Source organism: Alterotamlana spongicola, assembly GCF_035818475.1.
GTDB lineage: Bacteria > Bacteroidota > Bacteroidia > Flavobacteriales > Flavobacteriaceae > Cognatitamlana.
In genome coordinates, this window is the sequence record NZ_JAYMGV010000001.1 from 452,779 (window position 1) to 471,936 (window position 19,158).

Here is a 19,158-nt window from a genome sequence, read left to right on the forward strand (position 1 = left end):
ATTCCAGTTTACGAATTACTTATGACCAAAACCATTTACTTCAACTTACGTAGATACATTTGTATAACATTTTCCACACCCAGATACAAACTTTCAGCTATCAAAGCATGTCCAATTGAGACTTCCAATAAGTTTGGAATATTTTCTTTAAAAAACTTAATGTTATCCAAAGATAAATCGTGTCCTGCATTTACCCCCAAACCTAAATCATGTGCTAACTGTGCGCTTTTTACATATGACTTTATAGCATTAGTATTCCCTAAGCCATATTCATGTGCAAAACGCTCCGTATATAGTTCAATTCTATCTGTTCCGGTAGCTTTAGCTCCTTCAATTTGCTCCAGCACAGGGTCTACAAAAATAGAGGTTCTAATTCCATTATTTTGAAATTCTTTAATCACATCTACCAGGAAGGTTTTATGTTTAATCGTATCCCAGCCTGCATCACTAGTTATAGCATCAACAGCATCCGGAACAAGAGTTACCTGAGTAGGTTTTACTTCTAAAACCAGATTCACAAAAGAATCTATAGGGTTACCTTCTATATTATATTCAGTGTATACTTCTGATTTTAGATCTCTGGCGTCCTGATAACGAATATGTCTTTCATCCGGCCTTGGATGAATAGTCACTCCTTCAGCTCCAAAACGCTGCACATCCTTAGCAAATTGAACCACATTAGGGACATCACCTCCTCTTGAATTTCTTAAGGTAGCAATCTTATTAATATTAACACTTAACTTAGTCATAAATCTATTTTAAAAAACAAAAATACAAAGTAGAACAGGCCTACATACTTTTTTTTTGATTAATTTGCATTTCAGTAATAAGCCAAACACTATCTGACAAAATTAATGACATAAAGCAACAAATGAAACTTTCAGAATTTATTATAAATGACATAAAACCGTTGAATAGTAACAGCGAAATAGGAGAGTTGCAAATGTTATTTAACCAATTAACGTTTTCACATATTCCAATAAAAGATGATAACGGGAATTATATTGGTTGTTTCTCTGAAACTGACGCACACTGTTTTGAAAGCACTAAACTATTAAGCGACTATAAATTTTCAATTGAGAGTTTTTTTGTTCACAATACAACCTTATGGTTAGATGTTCTGGAAGCATTTGCTATAAATCACGCCAATATTATGCCGGTACTTAATGCTCAAAATGAGTATTTAGGCTATTATGAGCTTAATGATATTATTAGCTTATTCAGTCATTCTCCTTTTTTCACGGAAACTGGAGGTATTTTAGTCATTGAGAAAGGGGTTAATGATTATTCATTTAGTGAAATTAGTCAAATTGTAGAATCAAATAATGGTAAACTTTTAGGGGCCTTTGTCTCAAAAATGAATACGGATTTAATTCAGGTAACACTTAAAATTGGAAATACAGGACTTAATGACATTATTCAAACTTTTCGAAGATACAGCTACAATATTGTTTCAGGACATGAAGAAGATACTTATATTGAAAGCTTAAAAGAACGTTCGGATTATTTGAAAAAGTATTTAAATATTTAATATATGAAGGTTGCAGTTTTCGGACGATTTTATAACACAAGAACAACAACGTCAATAGAAAGACTTTCCAATTATTTATTACAAAAGGATATTGAAGTTTATATTGAGCATGAATTTTTCAACCTGCTTACCCAAGAATCTTTTAAAAGTGAAAAATTCAGTTCATTTAAAACTTTTGATACCCTAGACACTTCGTTTGAGTTTCTTATTAGTATTGGTGGAGATGGCACTATTTTAAGAGCTATTACTTTTGTGAAAGATATAGACATTCCAATTATTGGAATCAATACCGGCAGGCTTGGTTTTTTAGCCACCATTCAGGTAGATGTTATTGAGCATGCCCTTCAAAACATTATAGATGGTAACTATAAAATATCTGAAAGAAGTTTACTCTCCGTAGAAACCACTCCTGAAAATGCAGATATTACCGGTTTAAACTTTGCTTTGAATGAAGTTGCTGTTAGCCGTAAGAATACAACCTCTATGATAACCGTTGAAACGCATTTAGATGGCGAATACCTAACATCTTACTGGAGCGATGGTTTAATTGTATCAACTCCCACTGGCTCAACCGGTTATTCTTTAAGTTGTGGTGGCCCGGTGATTACCCCCGGTACAAACAGTTTTGTATTAACTCCTATTGCTCCTCATAATCTAAGTGCTCGCCCTTTAATAATTCCTGATTCAACAGAAATACAACTTAGAGTTAGTGGGCGTGAAGAAAACCATTTGGTATCATTAGACTCAAGAATTGCAACTTTAGATAACGGTACATTAATAAAGATCAAGAAAGCTGATTTTAAAATCAAAATGATCGATCTTTTAGATGAAAGCTTTTTAACTACGCTTCGAAAAAAATTACTTTGGGGAGAAGATAAACGCAATTAAAAGCCATTTAAGTATCCGTTATAAAGCAATAATTCAAAAGAAAATCTGTTTTACACTAAGACTATTTAGTTCAAATTATTATGGGCTAATCTTATTTATTATATTTGCAAACTTTTGAACATCTATGAGGCATTTAACCATATTGATTTTAAGCACCTTAACCATGAACTTAAGCTACTCTCAAATTAACGAAATCGGTGTTTTTGTTGGTGGCAGTAATTTTATTGGAGATTTAGGCGCAACTAATTACATTTCTCCAAATGCCCCTTCTATTGGTTTTTTATACAAATGGAACAAAAGTAAAAGACATTCCTGGAGAGCTTCAGTTATATATTCTGATTTAAAAGCTTATGATTCTAAATCAGATGATCCCAGGCGTCAACAAAGGAATTACGATTTTGACTCAAATTTATTAGAAATCTCGGCCGGTTTGGAATTTTCATTTATGGATTTTGATTTGCATTCAGGAGAAAAAATTGTAACACCATATCTTTATTCCGGTTTAACCACAACCAAGCATGATGACTATTATTACTTAAACGGAACTCAAACTCCCGACAACACTTCTAGCTGGGCTATTGGAATTCCTATGGTTTTAGGCTTCAAAGCCAGTATTATAAAAGGTTTTGTTTTCGGGATTGAAGTAGGTGCTCGTTATACTTTTTCAGATGGAATAGAAGGGAGTTTACCTGCAGATCCTGCTAAGCAAGCTTATCGATTTGGAAATATAAATAATAATGATTGGTATGTCTTTTCTGGATTCACCTTAACCTATACCTTTGGAGAAAACCCTTGCTATTGTTTTAATTAAATGGACTTAAAAGATCACATATCGATAGATGCCTTACCTAAACACGTGGCTATTATTATGGATGGCAATGGACGATGGGCAAAACAAAAAGGAAAATTACGTGCCTTTGGGCATGAAAAAGGAACAAAATCTGTTAAGCAATCTGTTGAAACATGTGCTGAGCTTGGTATTGAAAACCTTACACTTTATGCCTTTTCAACAGAAAACTGGAACAGACCAAAACTTGAAGTACAAACCTTAATGAAACTACTGGTTTTGTCCTTAAAAAAAGAAATTAACACGCTTCAGGATAATAAAATTAAACTTAATGCTATTGGCTGTCTGAGTTTGTTACCGAAAAAAGTTCATAAAGAACTTCTTGATGTGATAGAAAGCACCAAACACAATACCAGAATGACTTTAACACTGGCATTAAGCTACGGATCAAGAGAAGAAATTGCAAGTGCCGTTAAAGAAATTAGCATTAAAGTTAAAAATAATATAATTTCGCCCGAAAATATTGATGAATCAATTATAAATGAGCATCTTTACACGCAAAATTTACCAGATGTAGATTTGCTTATTAGAACAAGTGGCGAACAACGTATAAGCAATTTTTTATTGTGGCAAATTGCATATGCCGAGTTATATTTTACAAATGTATTGTGGCCGGATTTCACAAAGCAACATTTATATGAAGCTATTATTGAATATCAAAAAAGAGAACGACGATTTGGGAAAACAAGCGAACAACTTATTTAAAATACTACCTATAACATCATACTTAAAGTACTTTATAGCTATAATTCTTTTTATAAGCTGTTTTAATATTCAAGCTCAGGATTTAAGCGGTAAATATACTCTTGGTGAAATAACTGTTTCTGGTAATACATCTTTCAGTGAACAAACAATAATCACCTATTCTGGTTTAAGAAAAGGCTCAGAAATAACGCTGCCGGGAGAACAGATAAGTGATGCCATTAAAAAGCTTTGGAACTCAAAATTATTTAGTGATATTGAAGTTTATGTTACTAAAATAGAAGATAATATTGCTTCTCTGGAAATTAGGCTTTCTGATTTACCTCAACTTAATGAATTAAAAATCAATGGTGTAAAAAAGGGTAAGAAAGAAGGCATCATTAAGGACAATAAATTAAATAAAGGAGTAAAAGTTACTGAAAACCTAATTACAACCACCAAAAACTTTCTTTCTAAAAAATATAAGAAGGATGGTTTTTTAAACACAAAAGTGCATATTAATACCATAGAAGTTAAAGACACTCTTGAAACTGCCAGAGTTAACATGGTACTTAATATTGATAAAGGTCAAAAAGTAAAAATTAAGGATATAGTCTTTAACGGTAATGACGTTTTAAGTGATAAAAAGCTTAGAAAAAGTATGAAAAGCACCAAAAAGATAAATCGTCTTAGAATATTAAAGCGTTCTAAGTTTATTGACTCTGCTTATCAGGCTGATTTAGGACATGTTATAGACACTTATAAAGAAAATGGTTATCGAGATGCCAGAATACTATCTGATAGTTTAATTTACAATGATGATAAAACCATTTCGCTACAAATTAATGTTAATGAAGGTGAGCTTTATAAATTTGGCGATATCAAGTTTATTGGTAATACCGTTTATTCTGACCGCGACTTAAGCAGACTTTTAAGAATTAACAAAGGTGATACATATAACGGTATTTTATTACAAGAACGAATAGCCGACAATTCAAAACCTGACGCATTTGATATAACCAATCAATATCAAAATAACGGTTATTTATTTTCCAGTATCAACCCAGTTGAAGTGAGTGCAGATAATAATATTATTGATATAGAGATAAGAATTTCTGAAGGTAAACCGGCCTATTTCAACAGTGTAAGTGTAGTTGGAAATGACAAAACCAATGACCATGTTATTTATAGAGAATTACGTACCCGCCCTGGTCAACTATACAGTAAGGCTAATGTTGTTAGAACTGTTAGGGAACTTGGTCAATTAGGCTTTTTTGACGCCCAGGAAATAACCCCAAACTTTAACAACCCCAATCCGGTTGAAGGAACTATTGATATGGAATACTCCGTCAAAGAAACCGGATCCAGTCAAATTGAGTTACAAGGTGGCTATGGTGGTGGTGGATTTATTGGTACCCTGGGATTATCTTTTAATAATTTCTCCATAAAAGACATCTTTAAAAAAGAAGCTTATAAACCAATACCTATGGGTGATGGACAAAAACTAGCATTGCGTTTGCAGGCCAGCCGCTTTTACCAAACGTATAGTTTCTCATTTTCTGAACCTTGGTTAGGAGGCAAGCGCCCGGTACAGTTTTCGGCATCTTTATCACATACAAAACAGTTTTTATTTAACCCGCTAACCAGAAATGCTGATAAAAGTAGAAGTTTTAATATTACAGGTATCACTTTTGGTTTGGCAAAACGGCTTACTGTTCCCGATGATTTCTTTACCCTGTCTCAGTCTGTTGGATTTCAACGCTATGACTTAAACAATTACAACACCGGGTTATTTACTTTTGGTGATGGTTACTCAAATAACCTATCTTATACAGTAGGTTTAAGTAGAAATAATACGCGTATTGACCCTATTTATCCTACCGGGGGATCAAGTTTTTCAGTAAGCGCTAAATTTTCTCCTCCATATTCATTATTTAATGGTGTTAATTATAAAGCACTAAAAACAGAACGTGATGAGAATGATATTATTAGAAACGACCCTTCAAGGCCTGATGATGAGAGAGCTGCGGCTCAGGCAAGAATTGCTGAGATAGATCAGGAACGCTATAAGTGGTTAGAGTTTTATAAAGTTAAGTTTAAAGGAGATTGGTATACACAAATTACCAAAGATTTGGTTTTAAGGCCTAGTATTGAGTTTGGTTTTTTAGGTGCTTATAATAATGACAGAGGTATCATACCATTTGAACGTTTCTTTGTTGGAGGTGATGGGTTAGGAAACTATAGTTTGGATGGAAGAGAAGCTATCCAGCTTCGTGGTTATCCAAACCAATCCTTATCAAGTCAGGATGGTGGTACCATTTATAATAAGTTCTCTTTAGAGCTACGTTATCCGATTACTTTAAAGGCATCAGCAAAAATTTATGCGCTCACCTTTTTAGAAGCCGGTGCGTCATTTGATAACTTTAGAGATTATAACCCTTTTGATGTAAATAGATCGGCAGGTTTGGGTCTAAGAATTTTCATGCCTGCATTTGGTTTATTAGGTATTGATTTTGGTCACGGTTTTGACCCTTTAGTAGGCGAAACCGGCAAACATGGTTGGGAAACTCACTTTATTATTGGACAGCAGTTTTAGTATGATTATTTATTTTGGCATGATATTTTCTATTAACACAATAATGATTTGCTAATGAATTAAAATTTTTAAGGTTAAATTTCGTTAATTTTGAAGATTAGATTCCAAAAAGGCAGAAATTAAAATCATTTGTCATTTTTAGAATTTATAAAAACAATAAATTATAAAAAACATAAACAGATGAAGTATAACGTTCTTTTTTTATTGACAATAGTTTCTGTTTCTATACTGAGCTTTTCATCTCACGCTCAACGCGGTGTTAGAATTGCCTATATAGATACCGAATATATTTTAGAGAATGTTCCTGAGTATCAGGAAGCAACATCTCAGCTGGATAATAAAGTTCAAGAATGGAAAAATGAAATCCAATTAAAGTTAGCTGATATTGAACAACAAAGAAAAGAGCTAAATAATGAAAAAGCCTTATTAACCAATGAACTCATTGAAGAACGTAAAGAAGATATAGAGTTTGCTGAAAAAGAAATATTAGACTATCAGCAAAAGCGTTTTGGACCTAATGGTGATTTGTTTATTCAAAAAAAACAATTAATGCAGCCTATTCAAGATCAAATTTTTGCTGCAGTTCAAGATCTAGCTAAGGGTAGGAAATATGATTTTATTTTTGATAAATCATCAGATGCCACTATGTTGTTTTCAGCTAAACAATATGATTTAAGTGAGCAAATACTAAGAAGTATAACCAGGTCAGCTAAAAGGACACAAGCACAAACAAAAGCTGAGCGTAAAGCTGCTAAGGAGGAAGAGCTCCTTCCTGAAATAAATGAAGAATTAGAAGCCAGAGAAAAGGCATTAGAAGAAAAGAAAGCGGCAAGGGAAAGTGCTATTGAAAAGGCCAGACAGGAAAAATTAGATGCTCGTGCTGCTAAGGTTAAAGCTGCTGAAGAAAAGCGTCAAAAAACACTGGATGAAAGAGCAAAAGCTAAACAAGCCAAGATTGACGCTAGAAATAAAACTAATGAAGTAGAGGAAACGGCCGAAGAAACAGCTAAAACAGATGAAGCAGAGCCTGAAAAAGAAAAGAAAACCAGAGCACAGCTCATTGAGGAAAACAGACAAAAGAAATTAAAACAAAGAGAAGAACGAAAAAAAGCTCTTGAAGAGCGAAAACGAAAAATTTTAGAAGACCGTCAAAAAGAAAAAGACAGTCTAAATAATAAATAGCAAATTTATAACACACTTAATACTTATTTTAAAATGAAACAATTAAAGACTCTTTTATTAGCAACTGCATTATGTATGGCAACTGTAAGTTTTACACAGGCACAAAGCAAAGTTGCTCATATAAATACGCAAGAATTAATTGCAGCAATGCCAGAAGCTAAGGCGGCACAAACAGAGATTGAAACTTTAGGTAAAACCTACCAAACAGATATTCAAGCCTCAATTAAAGAATACCAAGACACAGTGAAGCAATATGAAGCTGAAGCCGCTACTAAAACAGATGAAGAAAATCAAAAAAGAGGTTTAGAGTTACAGGAAAAGCAACAACGTATTGCACAATTTAGAGCTGATGCTCAAAAAGACTTAGCCGAAAAGGAAGCTGAGTTGTTTAAACCTATTCAAGAAAAAGCTATGAATGCTATCAACGAAGTCGCTAAAGAAAAAGGATTCCAATATGTATTGGATCGTGCTACTTTAATAGTTGCTGATGGTACAGATATTTTAGCTGACGTTAAGAAAAAACTAGGCATCTAAACAATAGATTTTAAATAAATACTTTTAAAGCTGTCTTTTACAAGGCAGCTTTTTTATTTTTGTTAAACTATGAACAAACCTATTGGCATTTTTGATTCAGGTGTTGGTGGTACGTCCATTTGGCGTGAAATACAAAGGCTATTACCAAATGAAAGCACCATTTATTTGGCTGATAGCGCTAATGCACCTTATGGCTCCAAAGGCAAGAAAGCTATTATTGATCTGAGCATTAAGAATACTGAACTTTTACTCAGTAAAGATTGTAAAATCATTGTAGTAGCCTGTAACACCGCTACTACTAATGCCATAAATTATTTAAGACAAACCTATGCCGTCCCTTTTATTGGGATAGAACCTGCTATAAAACCAGCAGCTTTACAGACTAAGACTAATGCTGTGGGAGTATTGGCAACCAAAGGCACATTAAGTAGCGCCTTGTTCTCTAAAACCTCTACTTTATTTGCCAATAACGTTCAAGTCATAGAACAGGTTGGCGATGGTATAGTTGAACTCATTGAACGTGGTAAACTGTATTCTAAAGCTATGGAATCGCTTTTAAAAGTTTACCTAAATCCTATGATTGAGGCCAATATAGACCATCTTGTTTTAGGTTGTACACATTACCCCTATTTAATACCGTTATTAACGGATATGCTCCCAAATCACGTAAAAATAATTGATTCTGGGGAAGCTGTAGCGAGACAGACCAAGGCAGTCATGATAAAAAACAACCTTCAAGCTCTGGATCAAATTATTCCCCAAAATAAATTTTATACTAATAAGAATACAGAAGTCATGGCTTCTTTATTGGGTTCTGAACTTGTTGTTGAATACCTGAACTTTTAATTGAAACCATATTTTTGCGTTAGGGATTGAACGGTTTGTTTGAGCTCCTTAAAAAGAGCGAGTAGTGAAAGCCCGACCCTTGTGGTAACGCTCAAAACCTATTCTTTAAACCAACTGGAGTATTTTATATAATTATCAGCAATCCGGTTGATTTCTCCCGCTATAAGTTCTTCACTGATATCTTTTACTTTTTTTGCGGGCACTCCGGCATAAATGCTTCCTGATTCTACTTTGGTATTTTGGGTAACCACGGCACCTGCCGCAATAATACTATGACTTTCTATTACACAGCCATCCATTATAATACTTCCCATGCCTACTAAAACATTATCATGAATAGTACAGCCATGAACCAGGGCATTATGGCCAATGGATACATTATTTCCAATTGTTGTTGCTGATTTTTGATAAGTACCATGAATAACGGCACCATCCTGAACATTTACTTTATTGCCCATTTTTATGAAATTCACATCACCGCGTACTACAGCACTAAACCAAATACTACATTGACTTCCCATAGTCACGTCTCCAACAATAGTAGCATTTTCGGCTACATAACAATCGTCCGGTATTTGTGGCGAAACTCCTTTTACTGATTTTATAACTGGCATATTGTCTATTAATTAATTTATTATTTAAAATATGATAACACTTCTGATTTTTTTGAGGCAGAGACCATGATTTCCTTTCCGCTGCTGAGTACTACACGACCACCTTTCCCTTTTACATATTTAACAATTTCATTGACATTGACCAAATAAGACTTATGTACTCGTGCAAAACCTGAACCATTTAGTGCTTCTTCAAAATACTTAAGGGTTTTACTTACCAGCTTCTTTTTATTATTATTTAGATAAATCTCTGTATAATTATCATCTGCCTTACAATATAAGATGTCTTTTGTACTAATTACCTCAAAACCGTCTAGCTGAGGAAGGGTTATTTTTCCATCTATACTATTTGTTTTTGGAACTAAAACCTGGTCTTGAAGGGCTTCTTCTTTTACCTTAATTTCTGTAACATAATCAACTGCTTTTATTAACTCGTCAATTGAAATTGGCTTCATTAAATAATAAGACGCATGTGCATTTAAAGCCTCTATAGCATAATGATTATATGCGGTTACAAAAATGGTTTCAAAATTAATGTCCCCTACTTTTTCTAACAAATCAAAAGCATTTCCATAGGGCATTTCTACATCTAAAAAAACAAGATCCAGCTCGTTATTTCTTATTAAGACCAGAGCTTCTTCTATATTTGATGCCTCACCCAAAACCAAAACATTAGGACAATATTTTTTAATGTAATTTTTTAAAATATCCCTACTTGTTTTTTCGTCTTCTACTATAATGGCTCTTAGTTTCATATGTTTTATTATGAGTCTCTCAACTACGCTTGAGGTGGCTTTGTTTTTAATTTGAAATCAAAAATCGTTAATCCTAATTCGTCAATCTTTTTTAAGTGTTACAACTACTTTAGTCCCTGTATCTTCTTCTGCTTTAAAATTGCTTATACATACATCTACTTTATCTTTATACATATCATTTAAAATGAAAACCCGCTTTTTAATATTACCCATCCCTTTTGAGTTTTGCTTCTTTTGATTCGTCGTTTTAAGTGCTTTTGATTTTTCCCTTCCAATACCATCATCTGTTATTGTGATGCTTATGGTATCAGGCTTGGTTTGTGCAATCATTATATCTAATTGTCCTTTAGTTTTCTTATATCTAAGTCCATGCCAAACGGCATTTTCTATATAAGGTTGTAAAAGCATAGGAGGAATAACAAAATCCTGGACAGTTATATTTTCATCAACGTTTATAGTATAATCAAACTTATCCTTAAACCTAAAATGTTCCAGTTTGGTATATAATTGCAATAATTCAATTTCTTTTTCCAACGGAATAAAATCCGCTTCGCTATTTTCTAAAACGGCACGCATCAGCAAAGAAAAATCTGTTAAATACTTATTTGCCGTTCTTTCGTCATTAGAAGCAATAAAACTGTTTACCGAATTTAAAGCATTGAATATAAAATGCGGATTCATTTGGCTGCGCAAGCTTTTTAATGCCAATAAGTTATTTGCTAAACGTTGCTGTTTGATGTACTTAAACATTAAAACTGCTGTAACCAATAATAATAAAAGCCCGCCGATCAATGAATAGATAATTAATTTTTGACGTTTTGATTGTTCAACAGTCAGTTGATATTTACTTTCTGATAAGGCCCTGTCTCCTTCCAAACTGGATATTCTGTTTTGTTTACTTACAAGGTCTTTGCTAAATCTTGCTGCCTGAGAGATTTCTTGTTCTTTTAAAGCATAAAGCTTATCTACCAATTCTACATAATCCTGATAGGCTACCAGAGCCTTATTGAACTGTCCGGCATCTCTATAGACTTCAGACAACTTTCTTGTTGCATCCTTTTGAACTACTAGATCTTCTTTCCTATCGGCTTCTTCAATACTCTTTTGCAAATATGGAATGGCATTACCATAATCACTCTGTGAGGCATAAGCACGTCCAATTTTATAGTTTTGCTTTTGTGGTGTTAGAGCACTTTCGTTGTTTAAAATAGAATCTTGTTCAAGATCATTCAATTCATTTAAAACCTCTTTCCGCAATTCAATTTCATCTGAAAAATTATTTACTTCACCTTGAAAATCAGCAACTTTAACCTTCTCTTCTATAGCACGCTTTTTATTTTCGGTATTTGCCAGTGTCATTGATTTATTAAAAAAGGCTTCAGCTTGTTGTGTTTCTCCTTTTGCATTATAAGCCTGAGCTATTTTAGAGTTTAAGTCTGTGACTTTAGGCGTAATTAAATGTTTCTTGGCTACTTTTAGGCCTTCATCATATGAATCAATAGCCTGTTGATACATTCCCGTTAAAAGGTATACATCACCCAAACCTTCATACAATTGTATTAATTGCCAATTTGACAAAGCATTTTTATCAATGGCGTTATAAACCTCTAAACTTTCCTGGTAGTTTTTGTTTTGTTTATATGCTCTGGCTAATTTTAATTGAACGGTATTGGCTTTTAAGTTTTGAAGACTAATTCTATAGTTTGAAACAGCCAAATCATATTGTCTCCAAAACATATATATATCACCTAAAACCTCATAAGCTTCGCCATTTTGTTTTGCAGATTTACTTTCTGCCAGAGCATCACTTATAAATTGAATACTTTTCTTGGCATCAGCTTTTAAATACGTTTCTGCTGAATCAATTAAAGGCTTAAATAACTCAGCTCTAGAACTGAATGACTTCTTTAACTTATCTGTTTTATCTTCATTTGGTTCTACCTCAACCTTGATACGTTCATTACTTTGAATACTATAATATACGGTCTCAAAATCCTTATGCTTTATAATCAACTCATCTCCCTTTTTGGCCTGAATTCTAAACTCACCAAAAATATCGGTAGTCGTATAAGCGCCTCCATTAACTTGAATATTTACATTCTGAATAGGATCTCTGGTATCACTTTCTATAACTGAACCGCGTATGGTGAATGTCTGGTTTTGATTTAAATAGGACGTACTATCCTGCCCAAACACCAATAAGGTGCATAGTAATAAACATAAAACCCAAAAATATCTAATTGCTGACTGCATGATTTAATAAACTAGATAAACATACGCACTTTACTTGATTTATTAAAATGGCAAGATTACAAAACGGATTGTTTTTGACATAAAAACTCCTCATTTACATATCAAAATATGCTATTTACTCATTCATAGGGTGACTTTGCTCATTCTACTTTTTTTAAGAATTAAGTTGGTCATAATTTTATGCTATTAATCAAAAAACTCAAAACACCATGAAAACAGTATTAAAAATATACTTATTAGGCAGCTTACTTGTTGGAGGAATATCCGGCTATGCAAAAAACGTAAAACAAAATACGGATCAAATTCAGGTTTATAAAACACACCCGGACACCTCAAAACAATACATTAAAGTTGCCCTTTTACTGGATACCAGCAATAGTATGGATGGATTAATTGATCAAGCCAAGGCTCAGCTTTGGGACATTGTTAACGAATTATCATATGCCAAATGCGGTTCTAAAAAACCTAACCTTCAAATCGCCCTTTATGAATATGGCAACGATAGGTTAAATGCAGACGAAGGCTATATAAAACAAGTTATAGCATTTAGTGAAGATTTAGATGAAATATCCAAAGAGCTGTTTTCATTAACTACTAATGGTGGTGAAGAATATTGTGGACATGTTATTCAAACCTCTTTAAATCAATTGAATTGGGGGAGCAATCCTGACGACCTAAAGCTTATTTTTATAGCGGGTAATGAGCCCTTTACACAAGGAAAGATAAATTATAAAAATGCTTCAAGTTATGCCAAGGAAAAAGATGTAGTGATTAACACCATTTTTTGTGGTGATTACAAACAAGGTATATCTACCTATTGGAAAGATGGTGCTCAATTAACAGATGGCGATTATATGGCTATAAATCAAAATAGAGCCACCGTTCATATTGCATCTCCTTATGATGATGACATTTTAATTTTAAACCAAAAGCTAAATAAAACCTATGTAGCTTACGGACATAAAGGACGGCAAAAAATGGCCCTTCAGGCAGAACAGGATAACAATGCCAATTCTTATAGTAAAGCTAATGCCGTTAAACGTACCGTGAGCAAGAGTTCCCATTTATACAAAAACAAAACCTGGGATTTGGTTGATGCTGTAGAATTGGATGAAGTGGTTATTGAAGATATCGAAGAAGAAGCTTTACCTTCTGAACTAAAAGGAAAAAGTAAATCTGAAATCAAAGCCTATATTACTACTAAAAGTAAAGAACGGGAAGCTATCCAAAAAAAGATTCAAGAACTTAATTTAAAGCGTAAAGCATATGTTCTAAAACAGAATAAAGAGCGTAGCAATGGGTTAGAGAATGCTATGATAAAAGCAATAAAAGAACAAGCAGCAAAGAAACAATATGCCTGGGAATAAAAAAAGACTGTCTAGAAAGTGATTTCTTTTGTCATTCAGAGCATTGCTTGAATGAAAGTATACTTTCAAGAGGGCACCCTGCAAGGCAGACAAGAATCTTATTGTTTTGTAAATTAGCGCATTATAGCCTTAGAGGGTTCTTCATTATCATTCAGAATGACACTTTTCAGACAGCCTCTTTTTTTATTAATTTACCGCAGGACAATTACATTCATAACGCTCCCTTCTACAATTAAAATTATACCCTAAACTAAGTTGATGAAAGCCGCCATTAGTAAAAACAACAGCGTTTGTTTGATACATATAGGTATATGCAAACATAAGATTATTATAGTTCACACCTAAAATTGGGGTTATTTGTTGTAATTTTTGACTATTTATACCTCCTGAACTCGTTAAGTACTCAGCACCGTCTAAACTTTGTCGATAAGATAATCCGCCCCAAATTTTACCAAAGTCCATTTGCTTATACACTTTAGCATTGAAGTCAATAAGAGCTTCCTTTGTTCCATCCTTATACTGAAATAATATAGAGGGTTCATAACTCCAGGCACTTCCAAATTTGCTGAATACATTCCCTACAGAAAACAAATAACGTCTTAAGTTGCTTGTTATTTGAATATCATTATTTATACCGGAATTATTAAGTACATTCTTAATTGTACCATGTGCATAAAAATCTAAAAAGTGGTATGAAAACCCAAAATCTATATTAAAATTAGTAGCGCTTTGTACAATACCACCAATAATAGGATCTCGTATTGGGGCATCATTTAAAAAATCAGTTTCATCTAATTGATATTGAATAAAGCCGGCACTTAACCCAAAAGAAAGCATGTTTAAATCTGTTTCACTTCTGGAAAACAGCAAATGATGAGCATACGTAGCATAAGCTCCTTTTTGAGAATGGTATCCATTTTTATCAGCATACAATATCCCTCCAATAGCTGAAGATGATTCTCCTAACCTCCCGTTAATGCTCAATGTTAAAAGCTTAGGGGCGTCTTCCTGTCCAAACCATTGTTGTCTGGCTGTAAGCCTTACTTTAGAGCAATTAGCAATACCAGCCATTGAAGGATGTATCAAATAATAATTATCTGTAAGGTAATCAGAGTATACGGGCAGTCCCTCTTGAGAAGTTACTACAAAAGAATATAGGCTTAAAATAGCAACTACTATAATATTTTTTATTCTCATAAACTAATGTACCAAGTAGGTTTGGTTATATCTAAACGGGTTTATTTTCAAAGTATTGTTAATGGGGCAACAATACCCAAATATATGGATATCTATAGTTTTCTTTTAGTATTTTTGTCAAAAATTAGCTAAAATGAATACTTTCAAGGTTTCTGTGCAAGAAACATCCAACAAGGCCATTATAAAATTTGAATTAAATCAGTTTATTACACAACATCAAAGTTTTGAGTTTAATAATATTGATGACGCTAAAGCATCTCCTTTAGCCCAACAACTATTTTATTTACCTTTTGTGAAAAAGGTTTATATTTCCAGTAATTTTGTTGCTGTTGAGCGCTATAATATTGTTGAATGGACTGACGTTCAAGATGAAGTGGCTCAACAAATAGAAGCTTATTTAAATGATGGAGGTATTGTAGTTGAAGATACTGCTGCTCCAAAAAAAGTTCCGGTAACAGTATATGCCGAAAGCACACCAAACCCTGCTGTTATGAAGTTTGTGGCTAACAAAAAAATAGTAACTGCTTTATTTGAATTCACATCAATTGATGAAGCCAAGCTATCACCATTAGCAACAGAGTTATTTCATTTTCCATTTGTAAAACGTATTTTTCTTGACCAAAACTATGTATCTATTACTAAATATGATATGGCTGAATGGCAGGATATTACTATTGAGCTTCGTGAATTCATAAGAAGCTATATTGAAAGCGGTAAGGAAATTGTGTCTTCAAACGCCTCAGAAACTTTACAAAAATCAACGGAACAATTAGATGATCAATTTGAGAACTTAGATGAGACATCAAAAGCCATTGTAAATATTCTTGAGGAATATGTAAAACCTGCTGTAGCAAGTGATGGAGGAAATATCCAATTTATTTCCTATGACGAGAATACTAAAAATGTAAGTGTTATGCTTCAGGGTGCATGTAGTGGTTGTCCATCTTCTACTTATACGTTAAAAAGTGGAATTGAAAATATGTTAAAAGAAATGTTACCAGGTAAGGTTGAAATGGTAGAAGCCATTAACGGGTGACTTATATATTTAATGCGTGTCATAAATAATAGTTATCTTATAAAAGAAAAGAATTTATAATTATTAATCCATAAAACTATTAGGTCATGTCAGTATTAAAAGTAATAGAGATTCTATCAAACTCAGACAAAAGTTGGGAAGACGCTACCAAAAAAGCGGTAAAGCATGCTTCAAAAAGTGTTAAAAACATTCGTTCAGTCTATGTTCAGGACCAAAGTGCCATTGTAAAAGGTGATGAGGTTACAGAATTTAGGGTAAACCTAAAAATTACCTTTGAAGTAAATTAATTCAAATTTCACTTTAAAATATCAAGCGTTCAAAATTGAACGCTTTTTTTGTATCTAAATTTCGCTAACTTTGAAAAATGAGAAACACCCTATTACTTACTTTCACCATCATAATTTTGGGTTGTAAAGGTCAAAATTCGCAGCTTTCAAAGCATAAGCATACTAATAACCTTATTAATGAAACAAGTCCGTATTTGCTTCAGCATGCACACAACCCCGTAGATTGGAACGCCTGGAATAAAGAAACACTACAAAAAGCTAAATCTGAAGACAAATTAATTGTTATTAGTGTAGGCTACTCAGCATGTCATTGGTGTCATGTTATGGAACATGAAAGCTTTGAAGATAGCTTGGTTGCTCAGGTGATGAATAAAGATTTTATCAATATAAAGGTAGATAGGGAAGAACGCCCCGATGTAGATCAAACCTATATGAATGCCCTTTATTTAATAAATAACGGAAACGGTGGATGGCCTCTAAATATGGTTGCTCTCCCTGATGGAAGGCCGGTTTGGGGCGCAACCTATTTACCCAAAGCACAATGGATGAGCGCCTTGGAACAAATAGCCAAATTATACAAGGATGACCCTGAAAAACTCATCAAACAAGCAGATAATATTGAACGTGGTATTCAGTCTTTTGACGTGGTAACCTTGAATACCGAAGACCCTGTTTTTGAAAATACGGACTTGGAAAACGCGGTTGAAAAATGGTTTGAAAACTTTGACAATCGTTTTGGAGGGCCCAATAGAGAACCAAAGTTTATGATGCCCAACAACTATCATTTCTTACTTAGATATGCCTATCAAAACAAGGATGAAAAACTTATGGATTTCATCAATTTAACACTGACAAAAATGGCATATGGTGGTGTTTTTGATCAAGTGGGTGGTGGTTTTTCCAGATATTCTGTAGATAAAAAATGGCATGTCCCACATTTTGAAAAAATGCTATATGACAATGGACAATTGGTTAGTTTATATTCTGACGCTTACCTGATTACAAAAAATGAACTTTACAAAGACGTGGTTACTCAAACCTTAGAGTTTGTAAAACAAGAGTTAACAACAGATGTTGGTGCGTTTTATTCCTCACTGGATGCAGATAGTAATAATGCTCAAGGCGAATTGGAAGAAGGTGCATTTTACGTATGGAAAAAAGATGAGCTTAAAGCTTTGATCAAAGACGATTTTGAGCTGTTTTCTGATTACTATAATATAAACAACTTTGGGCTTTGGGAACATGATAATTATGTTCTTATTAGAAAAGATGATGACAACACCATTAAAGAAAAACATAACCTAACTAACGAAGCGCTGGTGTTAAAGAAAAATACGTGGAAAACCACACTTTTAGAAGTCAGAAATAAAAGGTCGAAACCCAGACTAGACGACAAATCATTAACATCATGGAATGGCATTATGCTTAAAGGTTATATTGATGCTTATAGAGTTTTTCAAAACCCTGAGTATCTTGAAACTGCTTTAAAAAATGCAACTTTTATTGTTAATGAGGTTTTGCGAAAAGATGGCGGGCTTAATCATACCTACAAAGAAGGGGAAAGCAAAATAAATGGTTATCTGGAAGACTATGCCTCAATTATAGATGCTTTTATAAGTCTTTATGAAATCACATTGAACGAAAAATGGCTTAATACAGCAAGAGATTTAGCGAGTTACACTTTTGAGCATTTTTATGATGAGCAGAGTAAAATGTTCTTTTTTACTTCCAACGAAGATGACTCTTTAGTGTCAAGAAATATGGAATACAGAGATAATGTTATCCCTGCCAGTAATTCTATTATGGCAAAAAATCTATTCAAACTATCTCATTATTTTGACGTACAGCATTACAGCAAAACAGCTATGAGCATGCTTAATAATGTAAAACCTGAAATGCAGGAATACCCATCGGCATATTCAAATTGGTATGATTTAATGTTGAATTATACAAAGCCTTATTATGAAGTAGCTATTGTTGGTGAACAGGCCAAACAAAAAATAACCGAACTCAATAAAACATACATTCCAAATAAACTCATTGCAGCTAGTGTTTCAGAAAATAATATGCCGCTATTAGAAAACAGATTTAACCCGGATAAAACGCTTATTTACGTTTGTGTAAATAAAGCCTGTAAATTACCCGTTTCAGAAGTAAATAATGCCTTAGAACTATTGAAATAATGACAATATTAACCCTTATATTGATTGCCATTGTTGTTCTGGAGCATATATATTTTCTGGTTTTAGAAATGTTTTTATGGACAACACCTAAAGGCATAAAAGCGTTCAGATTAAAATCCAAACAATTTGCTGAAGACACCAAAGTACTGGCAGCCAACCAAGGGCTTTATAATGGCTTTTTAGCTGCAGGACTTATTTATGCTGTTGTTGAAGAAGATATTAAAACCACTATCTTTTTTTTAATTTGCGTGACTATTGCCGGTATATATGGGGCTTATTCCACAAAACAGATAAAACTATTTTATATTCAATCAGTTCCCGCTCTCCTTGCATTGGTTAGTTTTTTGCTTTAAAATTTAAT

Annotated in this window: 18 protein-coding genes; 13 read left to right on the forward strand and 5 right to left on the reverse strand. The window is 33.4% G+C overall.

Annotated elements, in window-relative coordinates:
* Positions 1-35: 35 nt before the first annotated feature.
* Positions 36-749, reverse strand: coding sequence for a pyridoxine 5'-phosphate synthase (locus VOI54_RS01920; protein ID WP_326281038.1), 714 nt, complete (start codon positions 747-749; stop codon positions 36-38).
* A 122-nt stretch (positions 750-871) separates the two neighbouring features.
* Between VOI54_RS01920 and VOI54_RS01925 the strand changes: the two genes are divergently transcribed.
* The 8 genes from VOI54_RS01925 to murI all read left to right on the forward strand — a co-directional run bounded on the left by VOI54_RS01925 (position 872) and on the right by murI (position 9,105).
* Positions 872-1,531, forward strand: a complete 660-nt coding sequence (locus tag VOI54_RS01925; RefSeq protein ID WP_326281039.1) for a CBS domain-containing protein — start codon at positions 872-874, stop codon at positions 1,529-1,531.
* A gap of 3 nt (positions 1,532-1,534) precedes the next feature.
* Positions 1,535-2,419: an NAD kinase gene (locus tag VOI54_RS01930; RefSeq protein WP_326281040.1), complete on the forward strand. Its 885-nt coding sequence runs from the start codon at positions 1,535-1,537 to the stop codon at positions 2,417-2,419.
* 124 nt (positions 2,420-2,543) lie between these two features.
* Positions 2,544-3,230, forward strand: coding sequence for a type IX secretion system protein PorG (porG, locus tag VOI54_RS01935; RefSeq protein WP_326281041.1), 687 nt, complete (start codon positions 2,544-2,546; stop codon positions 3,228-3,230).
* Positions 3,231-3,971 carry an undecaprenyl pyrophosphate synthase gene (gene uppS / locus VOI54_RS01940; RefSeq protein ID WP_326281042.1) on the forward strand — a complete coding sequence of 247 codons (741 nt, stop codon included), beginning with the start codon at positions 3,231-3,233 and terminating at the stop codon, positions 3,969-3,971.
* A complete protein-coding gene (locus tag VOI54_RS01945; RefSeq protein WP_326281043.1) occupies positions 3,904-6,543 on the forward strand; it encodes a BamA/OMP85 family outer membrane protein in 2,640 nt (879 codons plus the stop codon). Before uppS ends, VOI54_RS01945 begins: the two co-directional genes overlap by 68 nt.
* Before the next feature lie 180 nt (positions 6,544-6,723).
* On the forward strand, positions 6,724-7,725 hold the full coding sequence (locus tag VOI54_RS01950) for an OmpH family outer membrane protein (protein WP_326281044.1): 1,002 nt from the start codon (positions 6,724-6,726) through the stop codon (positions 7,723-7,725).
* A gap of 33 nt (positions 7,726-7,758) precedes the next feature.
* Entirely contained in the window at positions 7,759-8,259 is a 501-nt protein-coding gene (locus VOI54_RS01955; protein ID WP_326281045.1) for an OmpH/Skp family outer membrane protein, read from the forward strand.
* A gap of 69 nt (positions 8,260-8,328) precedes the next feature.
* On the forward strand, positions 8,329-9,105 hold the full coding sequence (gene murI, locus VOI54_RS01960; RefSeq protein ID WP_326281046.1) for a glutamate racemase: 777 nt from the start codon (positions 8,329-8,331) through the stop codon (positions 9,103-9,105).
* A 98-nt stretch (positions 9,106-9,203) separates the two neighbouring features.
* Here murI and VOI54_RS01965 read toward each other — a convergent pair whose 3' ends face one another.
* The 3 genes from VOI54_RS01965 to VOI54_RS01975 all read right to left on the reverse strand — a co-directional run bounded on the left by VOI54_RS01965 (position 9,204) and on the right by VOI54_RS01975 (position 12,727).
* Complete coding sequence (locus VOI54_RS01965; protein WP_326281047.1) at positions 9,204-9,719, reverse strand: gamma carbonic anhydrase family protein; 516 nt, start codon at positions 9,717-9,719, stop codon at positions 9,204-9,206.
* A 20-nt stretch (positions 9,720-9,739) separates the two neighbouring features.
* Positions 9,740-10,474: a LytR/AlgR family response regulator transcription factor gene (locus tag VOI54_RS01970; protein WP_326281048.1), complete on the reverse strand. Its 735-nt coding sequence runs from the start codon at positions 10,472-10,474 to the stop codon at positions 9,740-9,742.
* An 81-nt stretch (positions 10,475-10,555) separates the two neighbouring features.
* The gene (locus tag VOI54_RS01975) at positions 10,556-12,727 is read right to left on the reverse strand and encodes a histidine kinase (RefSeq protein ID WP_326281049.1); all 2,172 of its coding nucleotides are present in this window, start codon (positions 12,725-12,727) and stop codon (positions 10,556-10,558) included.
* Positions 12,728-12,936: 209 nt separating this feature from the next.
* Here VOI54_RS01975 and VOI54_RS01980 point away from each other — a divergent pair, with 209 nt between their 5' ends.
* Positions 12,937-14,094 (forward strand): VWA domain-containing protein, encoded by a 1,158-nt coding sequence (locus VOI54_RS01980; RefSeq protein ID WP_326281050.1) that lies wholly within the window; start codon positions 12,937-12,939, stop codon positions 14,092-14,094.
* A gap of 186 nt (positions 14,095-14,280) precedes the next feature.
* Here the strand turns inward: VOI54_RS01980 and VOI54_RS01985 are convergent, their stop codons facing one another.
* Positions 14,281-15,291: a PorP/SprF family type IX secretion system membrane protein gene (locus VOI54_RS01985; protein ID WP_326281051.1), complete on the reverse strand. Its 1,011-nt coding sequence runs from the start codon at positions 15,289-15,291 to the stop codon at positions 14,281-14,283.
* A gap of 133 nt (positions 15,292-15,424) precedes the next feature.
* Here VOI54_RS01985 and VOI54_RS01990 point away from each other — a divergent pair, with 133 nt between their 5' ends.
* The 4 genes from VOI54_RS01990 to VOI54_RS02005 all read left to right on the forward strand — a co-directional run bounded on the left by VOI54_RS01990 (position 15,425) and on the right by VOI54_RS02005 (position 19,150).
* A complete protein-coding gene (locus VOI54_RS01990; RefSeq protein WP_326281052.1) occupies positions 15,425-16,327 on the forward strand; it encodes a NifU family protein in 903 nt (300 codons plus the stop codon).
* An 86-nt stretch (positions 16,328-16,413) separates the two neighbouring features.
* Positions 16,414-16,614 carry a dodecin family protein gene (locus VOI54_RS01995; RefSeq protein ID WP_326281053.1) on the forward strand — a complete coding sequence of 67 codons (201 nt, stop codon included), beginning with the start codon at positions 16,414-16,416 and terminating at the stop codon, positions 16,612-16,614.
* Positions 16,615-16,691: 77 nt separating this feature from the next.
* Positions 16,692-18,797, forward strand: coding sequence for a thioredoxin domain-containing protein (locus tag VOI54_RS02000; RefSeq protein WP_326281054.1), 2,106 nt, complete (start codon positions 16,692-16,694; stop codon positions 18,795-18,797).
* On the forward strand, positions 18,797-19,150 hold the full coding sequence (locus VOI54_RS02005; RefSeq protein ID WP_326281055.1) for a DUF1304 domain-containing protein: 354 nt from the start codon (positions 18,797-18,799) through the stop codon (positions 19,148-19,150). The genes VOI54_RS02000 and VOI54_RS02005 overlap by 1 nt, the downstream gene beginning before the upstream one ends.
* Positions 19,151-19,158 lie beyond the last annotated feature (8 nt).

What these genes read in the sequence shown, in the direction of transcription:
- VOI54_RS01920 (WP_326281038.1), bottom strand. Translation starts at nt 749, where the DNA reads ATGACTAAGTTAAGTGTTAATATTAATAAGATTGCTACCTTAAGAAAT.
- VOI54_RS01925 (WP_326281039.1), top strand. Translation starts at nt 872, where the DNA reads ATGAAACTTTCAGAATTTATTATAAATGACATAAAACCGTTGAATAGT.
- VOI54_RS01930 (WP_326281040.1), top strand. Translation starts at nt 1,535, where the DNA reads ATGAAGGTTGCAGTTTTCGGACGATTTTATAACACAAGAACAACAACG.
- porG (WP_326281041.1), top strand. Translation starts at nt 2,544, where the DNA reads ATGAGGCATTTAACCATATTGATTTTAAGCACCTTAACCATGAACTTA.
- uppS (WP_326281042.1), top strand. Translation starts at nt 3,231, where the DNA reads ATGGACTTAAAAGATCACATATCGATAGATGCCTTACCTAAACACGTG.
- VOI54_RS01945 (WP_326281043.1), top strand. Translation starts at nt 3,904, where the DNA reads ATGAAGCTATTATTGAATATCAAAAAAGAGAACGACGATTTGGGAAAA.
- VOI54_RS01950 (WP_326281044.1), top strand. Translation starts at nt 6,724, where the DNA reads ATGAAGTATAACGTTCTTTTTTTATTGACAATAGTTTCTGTTTCTATA.
- VOI54_RS01955 (WP_326281045.1), top strand. Translation starts at nt 7,759, where the DNA reads ATGAAACAATTAAAGACTCTTTTATTAGCAACTGCATTATGTATGGCA.
- murI (WP_326281046.1), top strand. Translation starts at nt 8,329, where the DNA reads ATGAACAAACCTATTGGCATTTTTGATTCAGGTGTTGGTGGTACGTCC.
- VOI54_RS01965 (WP_326281047.1), bottom strand. Translation starts at nt 9,719, where the DNA reads ATGCCAGTTATAAAATCAGTAAAAGGAGTTTCGCCACAAATACCGGAC.
- VOI54_RS01970 (WP_326281048.1), bottom strand. Translation starts at nt 10,474, where the DNA reads ATGAAACTAAGAGCCATTATAGTAGAAGACGAAAAAACAAGTAGGGAT.
- VOI54_RS01975 (WP_326281049.1), bottom strand. Translation starts at nt 12,727, where the DNA reads ATGCAGTCAGCAATTAGATATTTTTGGGTTTTATGTTTATTACTATGC.
- VOI54_RS01980 (WP_326281050.1), top strand. Translation starts at nt 12,937, where the DNA reads ATGAAAACAGTATTAAAAATATACTTATTAGGCAGCTTACTTGTTGGA.
- VOI54_RS01985 (WP_326281051.1), bottom strand. Translation starts at nt 15,291, where the DNA reads ATGAGAATAAAAAATATTATAGTAGTTGCTATTTTAAGCCTATATTCT.
- VOI54_RS01990 (WP_326281052.1), top strand. Translation starts at nt 15,425, where the DNA reads ATGAATACTTTCAAGGTTTCTGTGCAAGAAACATCCAACAAGGCCATT.
- VOI54_RS01995 (WP_326281053.1), top strand. Translation starts at nt 16,414, where the DNA reads ATGTCAGTATTAAAAGTAATAGAGATTCTATCAAACTCAGACAAAAGT.
- VOI54_RS02000 (WP_326281054.1), top strand. Translation starts at nt 16,692, where the DNA reads ATGAGAAACACCCTATTACTTACTTTCACCATCATAATTTTGGGTTGT.
- VOI54_RS02005 (WP_326281055.1), top strand. Translation starts at nt 18,797, where the DNA reads ATGACAATATTAACCCTTATATTGATTGCCATTGTTGTTCTGGAGCAT.